This is a genomic window from Rhizobacter sp. P1_G5 (assembly GCF_056405435.1).
The window spans coordinates 1-17,729 of the sequence record NZ_JBFUCB010000015.1; the positions used below are offsets into that span (position 1 = coordinate 1).

Consider the following 17,729-nt stretch of genomic DNA (forward strand, 5'->3'; position numbering starts at 1 on the left):
GTTCCTGGGCGCAGAACGCGGTGGCCAGTGCATGGCGCCAGAAGCCGTCGAAGTCGAAACCGGTGCAGGCGGTGCGGTCGAAGCTGGAGATCACCACCGCGGTGGTCGCCACCGTCGCGACGGTGCGCAGTCCCAGGATGTTGATCGCATCGCGGATCGACGAGACGCGGCCGGTCACGCCGTAGAAGGACGAGTTGGCCAGGCGCAGCGTCTTGGCCGTCAGCGCCTGGTCGTGCGAGATCGTGGTCGCCAGCTCGTCGACGGCGACGTCTTCGCGCCGCAAGGCCGAGCGCAGCTCGACCACCGCCTGCGGCAGCGCCGGCAGCGTGCGCACCTTGGCGTGCACCGCATCGGGCTGGAGTGCGAGGTCCGGCGCCTTCATGCGTGCTCCTCGAGCCGGTACTGCTGGATCAGGTGGAACAGCGGGTGCAGGCGACCCTCCTGCAGCGACGCGCGAAACAGGTAGGCCAGGCGCTCGCGCACGTCGTCCGGACTCGCGATGCGCGGCGTGGCGGTGGGTGCGGCAGGACCGGCCGGCGGTTGGCCGGGGACCGTTGCCCCGTGGTGATCGTTCGACATGTCAGTTGTGCTCCCGTTCGAATTCGTTCGTGATGACGAGCAACCGGCCGCGCGAGGCGGTGTCGCTCATCGCGCGGCAGACGGCGCGGTAGGGCCGGCCGGCCAGCTGGAGGCGGTGATGGATGCCGTCGCCCAGCCGCAGGATGGCGGCCAGTTCGGCCGGCAGGGCGTCGTCGGCGTCGCTGCCGATCAGTGCCGGGACGTCGCACAGCAGGGCCTGCGCGTCGCGGTTGACGAAGGCGATCATGCCGTCGGCATCGATGCCGATGATGGGCGTCGGCACGTTCTCCAGCACGCCGCGCGCATTGGCGGCGCGGCTTTCCTCGAGGCTGGTCTGCTCGCGCTGGCGCGCCAGCAGTTCTTCCAGGCGCTGGTTGACGAGCGCCAGCTCGTGGTTGGCGCTGTGCACCTCGTGCGCCAGTCGCCGGTTCTCGTCGGCCAGGTCCTTCTGCCGGAACGCCTCGGCAACGTGGGCGCGCAGCCGTTCGTCGTCCCAGGGCTTGGTGAGGAACTTGTAGATCGCGCCTTCGTTCACCGCGTCGGTGATCGACTGCAGTTCGGTGTAGCCGGACAGCACCATGCGCACCGTGTCGGGGTACAGCTCCTTGGCGCGGCGCAGGAACTCGACCCCGGTCATCCCGGGCATGCGCTGGTCCGACACGATGACGTCGACGTTGACCTCGGCCAGGCGCTGCAGCCCTTCGGCGCCGCTGTTGGCGGTGACGATGTGGTAGCCGTCGCGGCGGAACAGGCGGCGCAGCGAGGACACGATGTTCTCCTCGTCGTCCACCAGCAGCAGCGTGCGCTTGCGCTGGCTGCGCGTCAGGAAGCGGTCCGGCAGCCGGTACTTCTCGCGCAGCATGCGCTCGATCTCGTCGGCCGGCACGGGCTCGCTGAAGAAGAAGCCCTGGATCATGTCGCAGCCGTTGGCGATCAGCAGGTTCAGCTGGCCTTCGGTCTCGACGCCCTCGGCGAGCACCTTCATCTGCAGGCCATGGGCCATCGTCAGCACGGCGCGCGTGATCGAGACGTCTTCCGGCGCCGCGGTCACGTCGTGCACGAACGAGCGGTCGATCTTCACGATGTCGATCGGCAGGGTCCGCAGCACGCCCAGGTTCGAGTAGCCGGTGCCGAAGTCGTCGAGCGAGATCTCGACGCCGATCGCCTTCAGCTCGCGCAGGATGCGCGACGCGTGCTCGACGTCGACCGTCAGCATGCTCTCGGTCACCTCGACCCCCAGGTGCGCCGGGTTGGCACCGGTCTCGAGCAGGATGGCGTGCAGGCGCTTGGCGATGTCGGGCTGCTGCAGCTGCAGCGGCGACAGGTTCACGTGCACGCGCAGCTCGGGCAGGCCGGCGCGGGCCCAGGCCGCCGCCTGCGTGCAGGCGCTGCGCAGCACCCATTCGCCGATCGGGATGATGAGCCCGGTCTGCTCGGCCACCGGGATGAACTCGACCGGCAGCACGTCGCCGAGCTCGCTGGAGTGCCAGCGGACCAGCGCCTCGACGCCGAGCAGCCGGCCGTCGGTGAGGTCGACCTGGGGCTGGTAGTGGAGTGTCAGTTCCTGGCGCCCGATGGCGCGGCGCAACGCGGATTCGAGCGTCATGCGGCGCACTGCATGCTCGTTCGCCTGCGGCGTGAAGAAGGCGATGCGGCTCGCGCCGCTGTCGGTGTGCAGGCGCGCCGTCTGGGCGCATTCGAGCAGGCGATGGGCGTTGTCGGCGTCGCCCGGGTAGGTCGCGATGCCCACCGAGCAGCTCAGGTACACCTCGGTCTTGCCGACGCTCTCGGGATGGCGCAGTCCGTCGAGGATGGCGCGCGCGCGTTCCAGCACCGCGTTCTCGTCGTCGGCGAGGGAGGGGTCCAGCAGCACCGCGAACTCGCCGCCGCCCAGGTGCGCGAGCGTCTCGTCGCTCTTGCACAGGCCCGACAGGCGGGCTGCGACGGCCATCGCGAGGGTGTCGCCGGCGCCGAAGCCCATCGTCTCCTCGACCTGATCGACCTGCGCGACGTTCAGCGACAGCAGCGTGAAGCGGCTGCCGTCCCATTGCGCCGCATGGGCCGCGGCGTCGACGCGGTCGAGCAGCAGCACGCGGTTGGGCAGGCCGGTCAGCTCGTCGTAGTTGGCGAGCTCCTGGATGCGGCCTTCGGCCTCGCGCTGCGCGGTGATGTCCTGCAGGATGATGACGCCGCGCAGCGATTCGCCATCGGTGCCGACGTCGACGATGCCACGGTGCAGCACCACCAGCCGGCTGCCGTCGGCGCGCAGCAGCCGGTGCTGGAATTCGAACGGATCGCCGGGGGCCGCACCGCGCCAGATCGACATCACGTAGCGGCGTTCGTCGCGCGGGAGCCAGCGCAGCGCGGCGGAGATCGACAGCGTTCCCGGTTCATGCGTCTCGCCCAGCAGCGCATAGGCGCCGGACGACAGCGTGGCGCGCCGGCACGCCAGGTCGATCTCCACCGAGCCGCTGCGGCACAGCAGCTCGGTCTGCGCCAGCATGCGCGCACGCCATTCGGACAGCTCGCGTGCGTGCTGGATCTCGCTGACGTCGCTGAGCGTCACCAGGTCGGCCTCGCGGCCTTCGAAGTCGATGCGGCGCCCGAACACGCGGGCGACGAACACGCTGCCGTCGGCGCGCACGCAGCGGATGTCGTAGGCCGTGCCGGCGACGCCGGCCATGCGCTGGCGGATGTGCTCGGCCACGCGGCCCACGTCCTGCGGGTGCACCACGGTGGTCGCGGCCATGCCGAGCAGCTGGGCTTCGGTGTAGCCCAGCAGCTCCACCACCTTCGGGTTGACGTAGCGGAAGCGGCCGTCCTGGATCAGGAACACGCCGACCTGCGCCTGCTCGAGGAACTCCTGGTAGGCCTGGGACGCCAGCGGGGCGCGGCCTGGCGCAAGCGCGGCGTCGGCGACGGCCAGTCGTTCGGCAGCGGCGGGGGGTGATGACACGATGACAGTCTCCATCGAAGCGATGCAAGGGCGTCTCTGTCGAACGCTTGCCCGGATATCGACGTGCAGGGGGACCGGCTTGAGCGCGGGGCGGCGCGAAACGGATTTGTGTCGAACAGTTGGCAGCGGCGGGGGTTTACCCTGCCGGATGAAGGCCTGGCGCAGCACCTTCTGGACGAAGTCGCGCGCGGTGGTCTTCTCGCAGGCATCCTGGCCGTCCACGGCCTCGGTCGCGGTGCAGCCGAGCGTCGGCTCCAGGACGTCTTTACGCCGTCTTGATGCGCAGCAACCGAATCCATATACCGATTTGATGCGCCCGTCCCTACGCTCCTGGACATCCGAATCACCGTCGTGAGGAGTCCATGGACCTTCTGTTTCTGGGAGCCGTCGCCCTGATGTTCATCGCCATCGTCGGCATGGCCATCGGCTGCGACAAGTTGGGAGCACGCACATGAGCTGGCTGTATGGGCTGGCCGGCCTGGCATCGCTGGGCCTGCTCGTGTACCTCGTCTTTGCATTGCTGAAGGCGGAGGACTTCTGATGAACTCGCAAGCCTGGATTCTTCTGGTGGCCTTCCTGGTCATCCTTGCACTGCTGGCCTGGCCGCTGGGCCGCTGGCTGGTCGCCGTCGCCGAAGGCCGCTTCCCGCGCTGGTTCGCGCCGTTCGTGAAGGCGGAACACGGCCTGTACCGACTGGCCGGTGTCGATGCCGGCAGCGGCATGGGCTGGCGCCAGTACGCCATCGCGCTGGTGGTGTTCAACCTGCTCGGCGTGCTGGCCGTCTATGCGCTGCAGCGCCTGCAAGGCGTGCTGCCGCTCAACCCGCAGGCGATGGCCGCGGTCAGCGCCGACTCGTCGTTCAACACCGCGATCAGCTTCGTCAGCAACACCAACTGGCAAGGCTATGCCGGTGAGTCGACGATGAGCTACCTCACGCAGATGCTCGCGCTGACGGTGCAGAACTTCTTCTCGGCCGCCACCGGCATCGTCGTCGTGATCGCGCTGGTGCGTGGCTTCGCGGCCCGCTCGTCGGCGTCGATCGGCAATTTCTGGGTCGACATCACGCGCGTCACCGCCTACATGCTGGTGCCGCTGTCGCTGGTGTTCGCGCTGGTGCTGGTCGGCCAGGGCGTGATCCAGAACTTCGGCGCCTACCAGGACGTGACGACGCTGCAGGCCGCGCCGCAGTCGATCGCGATGGGCCCGGTCGCGTCKCAGGAGGCSATCAAGATGCTSGGCACCAAYGGCGGCGGCTTCTTCAACGCCAACTCGGCSCAYCCKTACGARAACCCGACGCCGTTGAGCAACCTCCTGCAGATGCTGGCCATCTTCCTGATCCCGGCCGCGCTGGTATTCATGTTTGGCCGCCTGGTCGGCGACATGCGCCAGGGTTGGGCGGTGYTGGCCGCGATGACGGCGATCTTCGTCGTCTCGGTGGTCGTCGTCACCGCACAGGAACAGCAGGGCAACCCGCTGCTCGCGCAGCTCGGTGTCGACCAGGCGGCCAGTGCCACGCAGCCGGGCGGCAACATGGAAGGCAAGGAGGCGCGCTTCGGCATCGCCGCCACCGGTCTGTTCGCCGCCACCACTACCGCCGCCTCGTGTGGCGCGGTGAACGCGATGCATGACTCGTTCACGCCGCTGGGCGGCATGGTGCCGCTGGTGCTGATGCAGCTCGGCGAGGTCGTCTTCGGCGGCGTCGGCACCGGGCTGTACAGCATGCTGATCTTCGCGATCCTCGCGGTGTTCATCGCCGGGCTGATGATCGGCCGCACGCCCGAGTACCTGGGCAAGAAGATCGAGACCTACGAGATGAAGATGACCTCGATCGCGATCCTGGTCACGCCGATCCTGGTGCTGGCCGGGGCCGCGGTCGCGGTGCTGGCCGATGCCGGCAAGGCGGGCATCGCCAACCCCGGCGCGCACGGTTTCTCGGAGATCCTCTACGCCCTCACGTCGGCCGCCAACAACAACGGCAGCGCCTTTGCGGGCCTGTCGGCGAACACGCCGTTCTACAACACGCTGCTGGCGGTGGCGATGTGGTTCGGCCGCTTCGGCGTGATCGTGCCGGTGCTGGCGATCGCCGGCTCGCTGGCCGCGAAGAAGCGCCTGGCCGTCACGGCCGGCACGCTGCCGACGCATGGCCCGCTGTTCGTCACCCTGCTGATCGGCAGCGTGCTGCTGGTCGGCTTGCTCAACTACGTGCCGGCGCTGGCCCTCGGGCCGGTGGTCGAGCACCTGATGTTGTGGAATCCGCAATGACAACCGTCAAGAATTTCTCGATGTTCGACCCGGCGCTCGTGAAGCCGGCCATCGCCTCTGCGTTCGGCAAGCTCGACCCGCGCGTGCAGTGGCGCAACCCGGTGATGTTCGTCGTCTACGTCGGCAGCATCATCACGACGCTGCTGTGGGTGCAGGCGCTCGGCGGCCAGGGTGAGGCGCCGCAGGGCTTCATCCTCGCCGTGGCCTTGTGGCTGTGGTTCACCGTGCTGTTCGCCAACTTCGCCGAGGCGCTGGCCGAGGGCCGCAGCAAGGCCCAGGCCTCATCGCTGCGCGGCATGAAGCGCAAGACGATCGCGAAGAAGCTCGAGCGGCCGTTGCACGGCTCGGCCTGGCATCCGATGGAAGCCGATGAACTGCGCAAGGGCGCCGTCGTGCTGGTCGAGGCCGGCGACGTGATCCCGCTCGACGGCGAGGTGATCGAAGGCGTGGCCTCGGTCGACGAGAGCGCGATCACCGGCGAATCGGCACCGGTGATCCGCGAATCGGGTGGCGATTTCGCGTCGGTCACCGGCGGCACCCGCGTGCTGTCGGACTGGCTGGTGGTGCGCATCGGCGTCAACCCCGGCGAATCCTTCCTCGACCGCATGATCGCGATGGTCGAGGGCGCCAAGCGCCAGAAGACGCCCAACGAGATCGCGCTGACCATCCTGCTGGTCGCGCTGACCATCGTGTTCCTGGTCGTCACCGTGACGCTGCTGCCGTTCTCGATCTTCAGCGTCGAGGCCGCGCGGGTGGGCAACGTCGTGGGAACGCCGGTCACCATCACCACGCTGATCGCGCTGCTGGTGTGCCTGATCCCGACCACCATCGGTGCGCTGCTGTCGGCGATCGGCGTGGCCGGCATGAGCCGCATGATGGGTGCCAACGTGATCGCCACCTCGGGCCGCGCGGTCGAAGCCGCCGGCGATGTCGACGTGCTGCTGCTCGACAAGACCGGCACCATCACGCTGGGCAACCGGCAGGCCTCGGTGTTCCTGCCCGCGAAGGGCGTCAGCGACAAGGTGCTGGCCGACGCGGCGCAGTTCTCGTCGATGGCCGACGAGACGCCGGAAGGCCGCAGCATCGTCGTGCTGGCGAAGCAGAAGTTCAACCTGCGCGAGCGCGAGCTGTCGGGCCACGGCATCGCGTTCGTGCCGTTCACCGCGCAGACGCGGATGAGCGGTGTCGACATGGACGACGGCAGCGGCACGGTGCGCTCGTTGCGCAAGGGCGCGGGCGATGCGATCCGCCGGCATGTGGAGTCGCTGGGCGGCAGCTTCCCGGCCGACGTGCAAGCCACCGCCGACGAGGTGGCGCGCAAGGGCAGCACGCCGCTGGTGGTGGCCGACGGGGCCCGCGTGCTCGGGGTCGTCGAGCTGAAGGACATCGTCAAGGGCGGCATCAAGGAGCGCTTCGCCGAACTGCGCCGCATGGGCATCAGGACGGTGATGATCACCGGCGACAACCGCCTCACCGCAGCCGCCATCGCGGCGGAGGCCGGCGTCGACGACTTCCTCGCCGAGGCCACGCCCGAGGCCAAGCTGAAGATGATCCGCGACCACCAGGCCGACGGCCGCCTGGTCGCGATGACCGGCGACGGCACCAACGATGCGCCGGCCCTCGCGCAGGCCGACGTGGCGGTGGCGATGAACACCGGCACGCAGGCCGCGAAGGAGGCCGGCAACATGGTCGACCTCGACAGCAACCCGACCAAGCTGCTGGAGATCGTCGAGACCGGCAAGCAGTTGCTGATGACGCGCGGCTCGCTGACCACCTTCTCGATCGCCAACGACGTGGCCAAGTACTTCGCGATCATCCCGGCCGCGTTCKCGACCACCTACCCGCAGCTTGCCGCGCTCGACGTGATGCGGCTCGCGAGCCCGTCGTCGGCCATCCTGTCGGCGGTGATCTTCAACGCGATCGTGATCGTGTTCCTGATCCCGCTGGCGCTGAAGGGCGTCAAGTACCGCGCGATCGGCGCCGCCGCGCTGCTGCGCCGCAACGTCCTCGTCTACGGGCTCGGCGGGCTGGTGGTGCCGTTCATCGGCATCAAGCTGATCGACCTGCTGCTGTCGGCCGTGCACCTCGCCTGAAGGATTCGACATCATGACTTCCGCTGTTTCCACCCTCCTTCGTCCGGCCCTGGTCGTGTTCGCGGTGCTGACCGCGCTGACCGGCGCCGCCTACCCGCTCGTCGTGACCGGCCTCGGCCGCGTGGCCTTCCCCGAGGAGGCCGCCGGCAGCCTGATCACGCGCAACGGCAAGCCGATCGGCTCGTCGCTGATCGGCCAGAACTTCAGCGATCCCAGGTACATCTGGGGCCGTCCGTCGGCGACCGCGCCGACGCCCTACAACGCGACGGCCTCCAGCGGCTCCAACCTGGGGCCGTTGAACCCGGCGCTGGTCGACGCGGTCAAGGGCCGCATCGAGGCGCTGCGCGCTGCCGATCCCGGCAACACCGCGCCGGTGCCGGTCGACCTGGTGACCGCATCGGGCAGCGGGCTCGACCCTGAGCTGAGCGTCGCGGGTGCACTCTTCCAGGCAGCACGTGTCGCGAAGGCGCGCAAGCTGTCGCCCCAGCAGGTGCAGGACCTGATCGAGCAGCACACCGAAGGCCGCTGGCTCGGCTTCCTCGGCGAGCCGCGCGTCAACGTGCTGCGCCTGAACCTCGCGCTCGATGCTGCACGCTCCTGAGCCTCGGCCGGGCCCCGGCCTGGATGGATCCGCTATAAACGCGCGGTTGAGACCCCTCGGTACAAGAATGAACAGCAACGGAAACCGTCAGGGCCTCGGCCTGCTGACCCTCGGGGCTTTGGGCGTCGTCTACGGCGACATCGGCACCAGCCCGCTGTACACGATGAAGGAGGTGTTCCACCCCGCCAGCGGCGTCCCGCTGGACGCGCCGGACATCATCGGTGCGGTGTCGGTGATCTTCTGGGCGCTGATGGTGGTGGTCACGCTGAAATACGTGATCCTGATCCTGCGTGCCGACAACCGGGGCGAGGGCGGCATCATGGCGCTGACCGCGCTGGCGGCCGGTGGGACACCGACGCGTCGCACCTTGCTTCTGTTGACCGGTGTCCTGGGCGCCGCGCTCTTCTATGGCGACAGCGTGATCACGCCCGCCATCTCGGTGCTGGGCGCGGTCGAGGGGCTGGAGGCGATCACGCCCACCCTGAAACCCTACGTCCTGCCCCTCTCGATCGCCATCATCGTTGCGCTGTTCATGGCCCAGCGCTTCGGCACCGAGGCGGTCGGCAAGCTGTTCGGCCCGATCATCAGTGTGTGGTTCTTCGTGCTCGCACTCGTGGGTGTGCTGCAGATCGTGCAGCAGCCGGGCATCCTGGCGGCACTGAACCCGTTGGAGGCGGTGGCGTTCCTGCATGCGAGAGGCTGGCACCTGTTCCTCGTGATGGGCTCGATCGTCCTGGCATTGACCGGTGCAGAAGCGCTGTACGCCGACATGGGGCACTTCGGGGCACGCCCGATACGCATCGCGTGGACGGGCTTGGTGCTGCCGTCGCTCGCGCTGAACTACATGGGGCAGGGGGCCTTGCTGATGCGCGATCCGTCGGCGCTGGAGAGCCCGTTCTACCGGCTGTTCCCGCAGGCCTGGCTGATCCCGGCGGTGCTGCTGGCCACCGCGGCCTCGGTGATCGCTTCGCAGGCCGTGATCTCGGGTGCGTACTCGATGACCAAGCAGGCGATCCAGCTTGGGCTGCTGCCGCGCATGCGCGTGCTGAACACCTCGGAGAAAGAGGCGGGGCAGATCTACGTTCCCACGGTGAACTGGGTCGTGATGGTGGCCGTGCTGCTCGCCACGGCAGGTTTCGGCAGTTCGTCGGCGCTGGCGTCCGCCTATGGCATCGCCGTTACGGTGACGATGTTCATCACGACGCTGCTGACCTTCTTCGTCGTTCGCTACGTCTGGCGGTATTCACTGGCGGTCGCCGTTGCCGCGACGTCGGCCTTCCTGGTGGTCGACGCCGTGCTGGTGATCTCGTGTTCGCTGAAGATCCTGCAAGGCGGCTGGTTCCCGCTGGTGATGGGGGCAGCGATCTTCGCCGTGATGGCGACATGGAAGCGAGGTCGTGAGCTGTTGATCGAGCACATCCGCCGTGACGACCCGGAGCTGATGCCATTCATCACCGCGCTGGCGCGAGACGACACGGCGCATCGCCCGCCGCGCACCGCGGTCTATGCGGTGGCCAACCCCGACACGGTGCCGCAGGCGCTGATGCACAACCTGAAGCACTACCAGGTGCTGCATGAGCAGAACGTGATCCTGACGGTGAAGTTCGAAGAGGTGCCGCACATCGGCGATGCCGAGCGCATCGAGCTGACGCCGCTGGTCGAAGGCTTCTGGCGAGTGCAGGTGAGCTACGGGTTCATGGACCAGCCGGACATCCCGCGCGCCCTGGCCCACTGTTCACTGCACGGCCTGTCGATCGAGCCGGGTGCCACGTCGTACTTTCTGAGCCGCGAGATCGTCGTCCCGACCCAGGGAGCGGGCATGGCGCACTGGCGTGAGGCGCTGTTCGCGGCGATGTCGCGCAACGCCGGCAGCGTTGCAGACTTCTTCAAGCTGCCGCACAACTGCGTCGTCGAGCTGGGCACGCGGGTGCAGATCTAGCCTCGCTGGCACCCGGGCAGCGGTCCGCATATGCATGCGCGGCAGCGCGCGCATCGCCAGCGGCTAAGCTTCACGCCCATGTCCGCACCGATCTCCGCCGCCACGCCGCACCGGCACCTGGATGTTCGCCACGCGGTGTCGGTGTGTGTCGGCATGGTGATCGGCGCCGGCATCTTCAAGACCTCGCCGATGGTCGCCGCCAGCCTGGCGAGCGACACCGCGCTCTACCTCGTCTGGGCACTCGGTGGCGCACTGTCCTTCGTCGGCGCGCTGTGCTTTGCCGAGCTCGCGGCGGCGTTCCCCGACGCGGGCGGCGACTACCACTTCCTGCGCCTGGCCTTCGGGCCGCGCACCGGTTTCCTGTTCGCCTGGTCGCGCTTCGCGGTCATCCACACCGGCTCGATGGCGCTGCTGGCCTTCGTGTTCGGCGACTACCTTGCGCAGGTCGTGGCGCTCGACCGCCTGCTCGGCCCCGGCCTGGGCGCCTACGGCAGCGCCCTGTTCGCGGCGGGTGCGATCGTGGTGCTGACGGCGTTGAACCTGCGCCATGTACGCATCGGCCTGGGCACGCAGGTCGGGCTGATGTCGCTGGTGATCGCGGGGCTGCTTGCGCTCGGCGTCGCGGCGCTGTGGCTGTGGGGGCAGGGCATTGCGCCGGCCACGCCGCTGGCCGCGCCGTCGCGCGACGGGCACGTCGAGATCGGTACCGCCTTCGTGTTCGTCTTCCTCGCCTACGGCGGCTGGAGCGACGCGGCCACGCTGTCCGCCGAGATGCGCGACGACCGGCGCGGCATCGTCCATGCGCTGCTGCTGGGCCTGGCGACGGTGACGGCGCTGTACCTGCTGGCCAACGCGGCCTACCTGCGCGGCCTGGGGCTGGAGGGGCTCGCGCGCAGCGAGGCGCCGGCCGCCGACCTGATGCGGCTGGCCTTCGGCAGGCCGGGCGAGCTGCTGATCGTCAGCGTGGTGGCGCTGACCTCGGTCACCGTGATGAACGCGACGCTGGTCGCCGGCGCGCGCACCACCTGGGCGGCGGCGCGCGACCTGCAGCAGGCGCGGTTGATCGGTGGAGCGCTCGGCGAACGGCTGGCGCGGTGGGATCTCTCGCGCGGCACCCCGCCGGCGGCCATCGCGGCGATCGGCCTGGTGGCCGTGGCGCTGGTGGGCCTGGGCACCGTCACGCGCGGAGGCTTCGCGACCATGGTCGACTACCTCTCGCCGGTGTACTGGGGCTTCCTCACGCTCAGCGGCAGCGCGCTGCTGGTGCTGCGGCGCCGGTACCCCGAGGTGCCGCGGCCGTTTCGCGTGCCGCTCCATCCGTGGCTGCCGCTGGCCTTCTGCGCCTGTAGCGTCTACCTGCTCGTGGCGAGCCTGCAGTACGTGAAGGCCGGCGCACTGGCAGGCGTCGGCGTGCTGGCGCTCGGTGGGTTGCCGCTGCTGCTGCGCCGTGCGCGCCGATGGAATTGATCAAGGTCGTCTTCAGTGCCGTTTTTGGCGCCACGCTGATCGCGGTGGCCTGCCTCGGCAGCTGCATGCTGGTCGATGGGCTGGTGTTTCCGCGAGGGCCCTCGGGGCGGATGACCATGGAGGAAAAGTGCTTCAAGGCGGGCTGGGAGAAGGACGGCTGGCTGCGCGGGAGAAAGCAGGCGGAGTGCGAGCGGTGGATCGCCGCGGGCAGGCCGAAAGACTGGAAGTAGCAGGCCGCGCGCCGGGCTTTGTTATCGTCGTGGATTGCGGCCCGACGAGGCCGCCTATGAGGAGGACCCCATGACCGAACCCACCGCGGTGCCTGCCGCTGTCACCGACGGCGCCCCTGTCGCCACCCCTGCCGTTGCGCAGACACCCCGCGCGCTGGCCGAATCGATGCCGCTCGTCCAGTCCGGCGCGCGCTGGTTCTGGTGGATCGCCGGCCTGTCGGCGGTGAACGTCGGCATGCAGCACTCGGGCAGCGACACCCATTTCGTCGTCGGACTGGGCATCACCAGCCTCATCGATGCGCTGTTCTCCGGGCTGCCGGTTGTCAGCCTGCCGCTCGACGCGCTGGTGCTGGCCTTCTTCTTCGCGATGGGCCTGATGGCGCAACGCGGCAGCATGCGGGCCTTCTACGTGGGGGGCGCCGTGTACGCCCTCGATGGGGTGCTGTACCTCTTCATGGCCGACTGGATGCCGGTCGGGTTCCACGTGCTGGTGCTGTTCTTCATCGGCAAGGGCGCGCTGGCCTTGCGCGACGCGCTGCGGGCGCAGCCGCCCGCTTCGCCCGTGGCGGCTACATGAAAAAAGCCGCCCCGAAGGGCGGCCTCGCCTGAATCGCCGGGCCGCTCAGGTCCCGGCGTCAGCACGCGTCACAGCGAACCGAGGAAGGCCAGCAGGGCTTCCCGGTCGGTCTTGCTCAGCGCGATGAAGCGATCGCGGCTGGCCTTGCCTTCACCGCCGTGCCACACGATGGCTTCGGTCAGCGTGCGGGCGCGGCTGTCGTGCAGGTAGCCGACCTTCACGTCCTTGCCGGCGACCAGTTCGGTGTAGCCGATGCCCCACAGCGGCGACGTGCGCCACATGCTGCCGGTCGCGAGACCTTCGGTCAGGCCGTCGGCCAGATCAGTGCCCATGTCATGCAGCAGCATGTCGGTGTAGGGCTTGATCTTCTGGTCGCGCGCTTCCTGGAACTCGCTGGTGGAGCCGGTCGTCATCTCCGTCACGTGGCAGGTCGAGCACTTGATGGTGTTGAACACCGTGGCACCGGCCGCGATCTTGTTGACGTCCGGGTTCAGCGCGGCCAGCGGAGTGACACCCTTCGGGTAGCCGCTCGCGATGCTGCGCTGCGCCGGCACGGCCAGCAGGGCCACGTAGCGCTCCAGCAGCTTCAGCGCGTCTTCCGTCAGGCCGGGGTCGACGCGGTTCGCGGTGCTGCACTTCGCCGGGCCATACAGGCAGTCGCGGTTCGGGTASACCGGCGAGGTGACCGACATGTCCAGCAGCGCGGCCGCCGACGCCTGGTGGCGCAGGCTGACCTTCGAGGCCTTCCAGCCGTAGCGGCCCAGGCGCACCTTGCCGGTCTCCGGGTCATACGCGTAGTTCGCGATGCCCTGGACGCCGTCGGCATCCGGAGCCGTCCTGGCACGCGCAATGATGTCGGCGTCCGGGATCGCCTCGAGCAGGCCCATGCCGATCACCGGYTGSGCGCTGCGCACCGAGAACACGKCCGGSGTSGGGCCGTCGAASSWSAYCRYCGGCTTGCTCAGCTCCACCGAGCTGCCGTCGGCCAGCKTCACGGTCTTCAGCTCGAASYYCGASACGTGCACCGCGGTGCCCCAGTCRCGACGCACGCCGTCGGTCGAYCCCTTGGCGTTCATCTGCGCGCCCAGGCCRTACATCGGGTGCGGCARCTGCTGCCCGTTCSCRTCRACGGCTGCCGTGCGCACCGCCATCGTGTCGAYCTTCTGGTTGACGACGGTGGGGGCCAGGCTGCGGCCGTTGTTGATGTGGCAGCCGAAGCAGGTCGACTGGTTGAACATCGGGCCTTGCAGGCCGATCGCGGCGGTGTTSSKGTCGTTGCCGTTCTCGGTGTGSTCRCCGGTCTGCATGCTGGTGTGGAACCAGCGGCGGCCYTCCACGAAGCGCTGCATGTTCTGCATGCCGATGTTGTTGTGCGGCTGCTGGAACATCAGCGGGCTGTTGTCCGAGTAGTCGTACGAGGTCGAGCCGAGGCCGCCCTGCAGTGCCGCTTCCGGGATCGGGGCGTTCATCAGGCGCGGCTGCACGCCGTACCAGGGGCGCAGGCCCTCGCCCATCACGTAGGTGACTTCGTTGGTGTAGTAGCGGAAGTTGCCGCTGTCCTTCACGTCGTCCATCGCCTTGCGCGACGAGAAGAACGAGCCGGTGAACTCCATCACGTCGCCGGCCCTCAGCGGGCGGCCGTCGACGTGCGGGCCGTTGCCCACCATCACGCCGTTGGCGTCCGCCACCAGCGAGTTGTAGCCGGGGTACTCGCTGAGCACCACGCTGCAACCGTCGTTGGCACCGATCACGTTCATGTAGCCGCTGGTCGGCTTGGCCAGCGCGGTCTGCGGCGGCTTCGGCACGACCGGGCACGAGGTCTTGTCGACGAAGCCGTCGGTGTAGGTGGTGTCGTCCAGCAGGTCGCCCGGCGACATCCAGCCGTAGTCGGTGACGCCGGCGTTGTCGAAGCGGCGGAAGAACGAATGGCCGCCGCCGCGCTGCGCTTCCTGGAAATACTGGTTGACGACCAGCGTCGGCTTGGTGACGCCCTTCACCTTGCTGTTGTCGATGAACTCCGTGCCCCAGGTGCGGTTCTTGAAGTAGTTCGCGACGAAGTTCAGGTAGACGCCGATGCCCTTGTCCTGCGGCTTGCCGTTGGCGTCGACGGTGTCGTTCGGGCCGTAGCCGACTTCGTTCCAGGCCTCGCCGCGCTCACGGGCGTGGCGCGGGCGGCCGACGAAACCGAAGCGGGTCACCAGCGTGCCGTCCGGCAGCGAGAACTGGATGGTGTCGATCGGCGCCTGCTGGGCCGCCGGCGGGATCAGGTTGGCGCCGTTGGCCGGGTGCGGGAACACCGAGGTCGCGACGGTGGAGCCGAGCGTGTTGTCGCTGCCCGGCGACTTGAAGCTCGCCTCGATGATCGAGTAGCCGTAGCCGGTGGCGCGCTTGACGCCGTTGATGCGCACGTAGCGCACGTTGGCGTTCAGGTTGTAGAACTCTTCGGTGCCGCCCTTGCCGTCGGCCACGTAGCGCAGCTGGTACCAGGTGTCGCCGTCGTCGGAGACGAGGATCGCGTATTCCTTGGCGTACGCGGCTTCCCACACCAGCTTCAGGTAGCCGATCTGGGTCTTGGCGCCGAAGTCGAACTGCAGCCAGTTGGTGTCGKWCTGSGAGCTTTCCCAGCGGCTGTYCTGGGYGGCSTTGCCGTCGATGGCCTTGTCGGCGGTGTTGCCGCCRTTGGCGCTCGAYGCGGTGGCCTTGACCGGCACGACCGCGACGCCGGGCTTGCTCATGTCGACGCCGGWGGGCARYTGCTGCGCGGGCGTCGGTGCCGGCGCGGCGGGCGCATTGCCGGACGGGATCGACGGGGGCGGTGCCGGGGTCGTCGGCACTTCGTTGGGCGGAGTGGGGTCATTGCCGCCGACCACGGGCGGCGGGGCCGGCGATTGCGCCGGCGGCTGCCCGGGGGCGCCGACGTCGGGGCTCGGTGCCGCGGCGGAATCCGCGTCCTTGCCGCCGCATCCGCTGAGGACGGCCGCTGCGAGGAAGAGGGAGCTCAGTGCCACCAGCGCTGCGCGCGGCCGGCTCTGCCCCTCGGGAATCGGGTGCTTCATGCTGACAGGTCCTTTGATCGTGTCCGTTGGCTGGGTGCTGCGGCGCCCGAGAACTTCATCAATCCTCTGTGCCGGGTGCATGCAGGAATTGATGCGCAGGTTTGATGCCAACGTCGATGCAGCGGAACCGGTTCCGCTCCGTGTGTCCTGCGGAGCCCGCAAGCGCACGGCGTCGCTCCGAAGAGGACGCATTTCACGACAGAAACAACTGGAAACAACCTTGACCGGATGAGGTGTCCGGCAACAGTTTGTGCTCGCGGGCGCTGCAACGCACCCTGTCGATCAGGCGATGGATGCCATTCGATATTCGATGCGTGCCGGCAGCCCTCAGGCCGCGAGTGCGGGTCGAAGCCGGAAGGCGCCGACCACTTCCGTCAGGCGTTGCGCCTGGACGCGAAGACTGTCCGCGGCCGCAGCCGATTCCTCGACGAGTGCGCTGTTCTGCTGCGTCACCTGGTCGAGCTGGGTCACGGCATGGCTGACCTGGTTGATGCCCATCGACTGCTGTTCGGCCGCGGTGCCGATCTCGGAGATCAGCTGGGCCACGCGCTGGACCGAGCTGACGATGTCGCGCATCGTCGTGCCGGCGTCGGCCACCAGTCCCGCACCGGTTTCCACCAGGCCGACGCTCTCGCCGATCAGTGCCTTGATTTCCTTCGCGGCCGTTGCCGAACGCTGCGCGAGCGAGCGCACCTCGCCGGCGACCACCGCAAAACCGCGCCCTTGCTCGCCGGCCCGGGACGCCTCCACCGCGGCATTCAGGGCCAGGATGTTGGTCTGGAAGGCGATGCCGTCGATCACGCCGGTGATGTCGGCGATCTTGCGGGAGCTCGCGCTGATGTCGTTCATCGTCGAGACCACGTGCGACACGACCGTGCCGCCCTTGGTGGCCACGGCGCTCGCCGAGGCCGCCAGCGAGGTCGCCGTGCGTGCGGCATCGGAACTGCTCTTCACCGTCGCGGTGATCTCCTCCATCGACGACGCGGTCTGCTGCAGGTTGGCGGCCTGTTCCTCGGTCCGGTGCGACAGGTCCGCGTTGCCGGTGGCGATCTGGCTCGAGCCGGTGGCGATCGAGTCGCTGCTCTGGCGGACCTGGCCGACGATGCCGACCAGGGATTCGTTCATCGCCTTCAGCGCGGCCAGCAGCTGACCGGTCTCGTCCGTGCGCTCGACCGTGATCTGCGAGGTGAGGTCTCCGGAGGCGACCGTCTGCGCCACGCGCACGGCTTCGGCGATGGGCACCGTGATCGAGCGGGTCAGCACGACGGCGATGCCGCTGGCCAGCGCGACGGCGACGACCGTCAGGCCGATCATCAGCAGCTTGGCCGTGCCGGCGATGCCGGACGCCTCGATGCCGAACTGCTCCATCCCGTCCACCTGGCTCGTGGAGAACGCCTCGATCGCCTCCAGGTAGTCCTTCTGCAGCGGCAGGATGACGCTCACGAGCTGCTGGCGTGCCTCGTCGGCCTTGCCGGCCTTGATCAGCTCGACGAACCCGGCTTCGCGTTCCTTGAACTTCGCACGGCTCTCGGTGAGGTGCAGCAGCGCTGCCACGCCCTTCTCCGAGTGGACCGACGCCTTGAGGCGATCGATGGCGTTCGCCACGATCGGCGCCGACTGCTCGACCTTGTGCAGCTCCTCCCGGGCAACGGCGGGGTCGGTGGTGATCAGTGCCGTGCGGATCGCACGCAGCTGCTTGTTGACCTCGTTCTCGATGGTCTGCGCCAGCGCCACCTTGGCGTACCGGTCATGGAGGATGGTCTCGGTGTTCGCGTTGACGGCGCCGATCTGCGTGTAGCCGATGGCTGCAACGACGACCAGCAGGCCGATGACCAGCGCGAAGGCCGCGGTGAGGCGGGTGCCGATTCTCAGGTTTGCCACAGCTTTCAAGATGACCTCTCCTGCTCCGTGGAGCCTGGTTCGCGCTGGCCGCGCTTGCTGCGCTTGCATTTGCCAATTTGCCAGCGCG

13 protein-coding genes are annotated in these 17,729 nt (G+C 68.6%); 8 read left to right on the forward strand and 5 right to left on the reverse strand.

Features of this window, described 5'->3' with window-relative positions; translation table 11 throughout:
- The 3 genes from AC1D12_RS02385 to AC1D12_RS02395 form a co-directional block, all read right to left on the reverse strand.
- A partial coding sequence (locus tag AC1D12_RS02385) for an HDOD domain-containing protein (RefSeq protein WP_477838675.1) occupies positions 1–382 on the reverse strand: 382 nt, incomplete at its 3' end.
- Positions 379–579 carry a hypothetical protein gene (locus AC1D12_RS02390; protein WP_047510573.1) on the reverse strand — a complete coding sequence of 67 codons (201 nt, stop codon included), beginning with the start codon at positions 577–579 and terminating at the stop codon, positions 379–381. The genes AC1D12_RS02390 and AC1D12_RS02385, both read right to left, overlap by 4 nt.
- A gap of 1 nt (position 580) precedes the next feature.
- Positions 581–3,535: an EAL domain-containing protein gene (locus AC1D12_RS02395; protein WP_477838676.1), complete on the reverse strand. Its 2,955-nt coding sequence runs from the start codon at positions 3,533–3,535 to the stop codon at positions 581–583.
- A gap of 451 nt (positions 3,536–3,986) precedes the next feature.
- Here AC1D12_RS02395 and kdpF point away from each other — a divergent pair, with 451 nt between their 5' ends.
- The 8 genes from kdpF to AC1D12_RS02435 all read left to right on the forward strand — a co-directional run bounded on the left by kdpF (position 3,987) and on the right by AC1D12_RS02435 (position 12,704).
- Complete coding sequence (gene kdpF / locus AC1D12_RS02400) at positions 3,987–4,076, forward strand: K(+)-transporting ATPase subunit F (protein WP_073468658.1); 90 nt, start codon at positions 3,987–3,989, stop codon at positions 4,074–4,076.
- Complete coding sequence (gene kdpA / locus AC1D12_RS02405) at positions 4,076–5,797, forward strand: potassium-transporting ATPase subunit KdpA (protein ID WP_477825810.1); 1,722 nt, start codon at positions 4,076–4,078, stop codon at positions 5,795–5,797. The genes kdpF and kdpA overlap by 1 nt, the downstream gene beginning before the upstream one ends.
- Positions 5,794–7,890: a potassium-transporting ATPase subunit KdpB gene (gene kdpB, locus AC1D12_RS02410; protein ID WP_477838678.1), complete on the forward strand. Its 2,097-nt coding sequence runs from the start codon at positions 5,794–5,796 to the stop codon at positions 7,888–7,890. The genes kdpA and kdpB overlap by 4 nt, the downstream gene beginning before the upstream one ends.
- A gap of 13 nt (positions 7,891–7,903) precedes the next feature.
- Positions 7,904–8,491, forward strand: coding sequence for a potassium-transporting ATPase subunit KdpC (gene kdpC, locus AC1D12_RS02415; protein ID WP_477825812.1), 588 nt, complete (start codon positions 7,904–7,906; stop codon positions 8,489–8,491).
- A 67-nt stretch (positions 8,492–8,558) separates the two neighbouring features.
- Positions 8,559–10,430 (forward strand): potassium transporter Kup, encoded by a 1,872-nt coding sequence (locus AC1D12_RS02420; RefSeq protein ID WP_477838680.1) that lies wholly within the window; start codon positions 8,559–8,561, stop codon positions 10,428–10,430.
- A 78-nt stretch (positions 10,431–10,508) separates the two neighbouring features.
- A complete protein-coding gene (locus AC1D12_RS02425) occupies positions 10,509–11,897 on the forward strand; it encodes an APC family permease (RefSeq protein ID WP_477838683.1) in 1,389 nt (462 codons plus the stop codon).
- On the forward strand, positions 11,888–12,127 hold the full coding sequence (locus AC1D12_RS02430; protein WP_465113721.1) for a hypothetical protein: 240 nt from the start codon (positions 11,888–11,890) through the stop codon (positions 12,125–12,127). Before AC1D12_RS02425 ends, AC1D12_RS02430 begins: the two co-directional genes overlap by 10 nt.
- Positions 12,128–12,197: 70 nt before the next feature.
- Positions 12,198–12,704: a hypothetical protein gene (locus AC1D12_RS02435; protein ID WP_477838685.1), complete on the forward strand. Its 507-nt coding sequence runs from the start codon at positions 12,198–12,200 to the stop codon at positions 12,702–12,704.
- A 68-nt stretch (positions 12,705–12,772) separates the two neighbouring features.
- On the opposite strand, the gene AC1D12_RS02440 is transcribed toward AC1D12_RS02435, so the two are convergent.
- Together AC1D12_RS02440 and AC1D12_RS02445 are read right to left on the reverse strand one after the other, a co-directional pair.
- The gene (locus AC1D12_RS02440) at positions 12,773–15,760 is read right to left on the reverse strand and encodes a di-heme oxidoredictase family protein (RefSeq protein WP_477838687.1); all 2,988 of its coding nucleotides are present in this window, start codon (positions 15,758–15,760) and stop codon (positions 12,773–12,775) included.
- A gap of 327 nt (positions 15,761–16,087) precedes the next feature.
- Positions 16,088–17,641 carry a methyl-accepting chemotaxis protein gene (locus AC1D12_RS02445; protein WP_477838697.1) on the reverse strand — a complete coding sequence of 518 codons (1,554 nt, stop codon included), beginning with the start codon at positions 17,639–17,641 and terminating at the stop codon, positions 16,088–16,090.
- Positions 17,642–17,729: the final 88 nt, after the last annotated feature.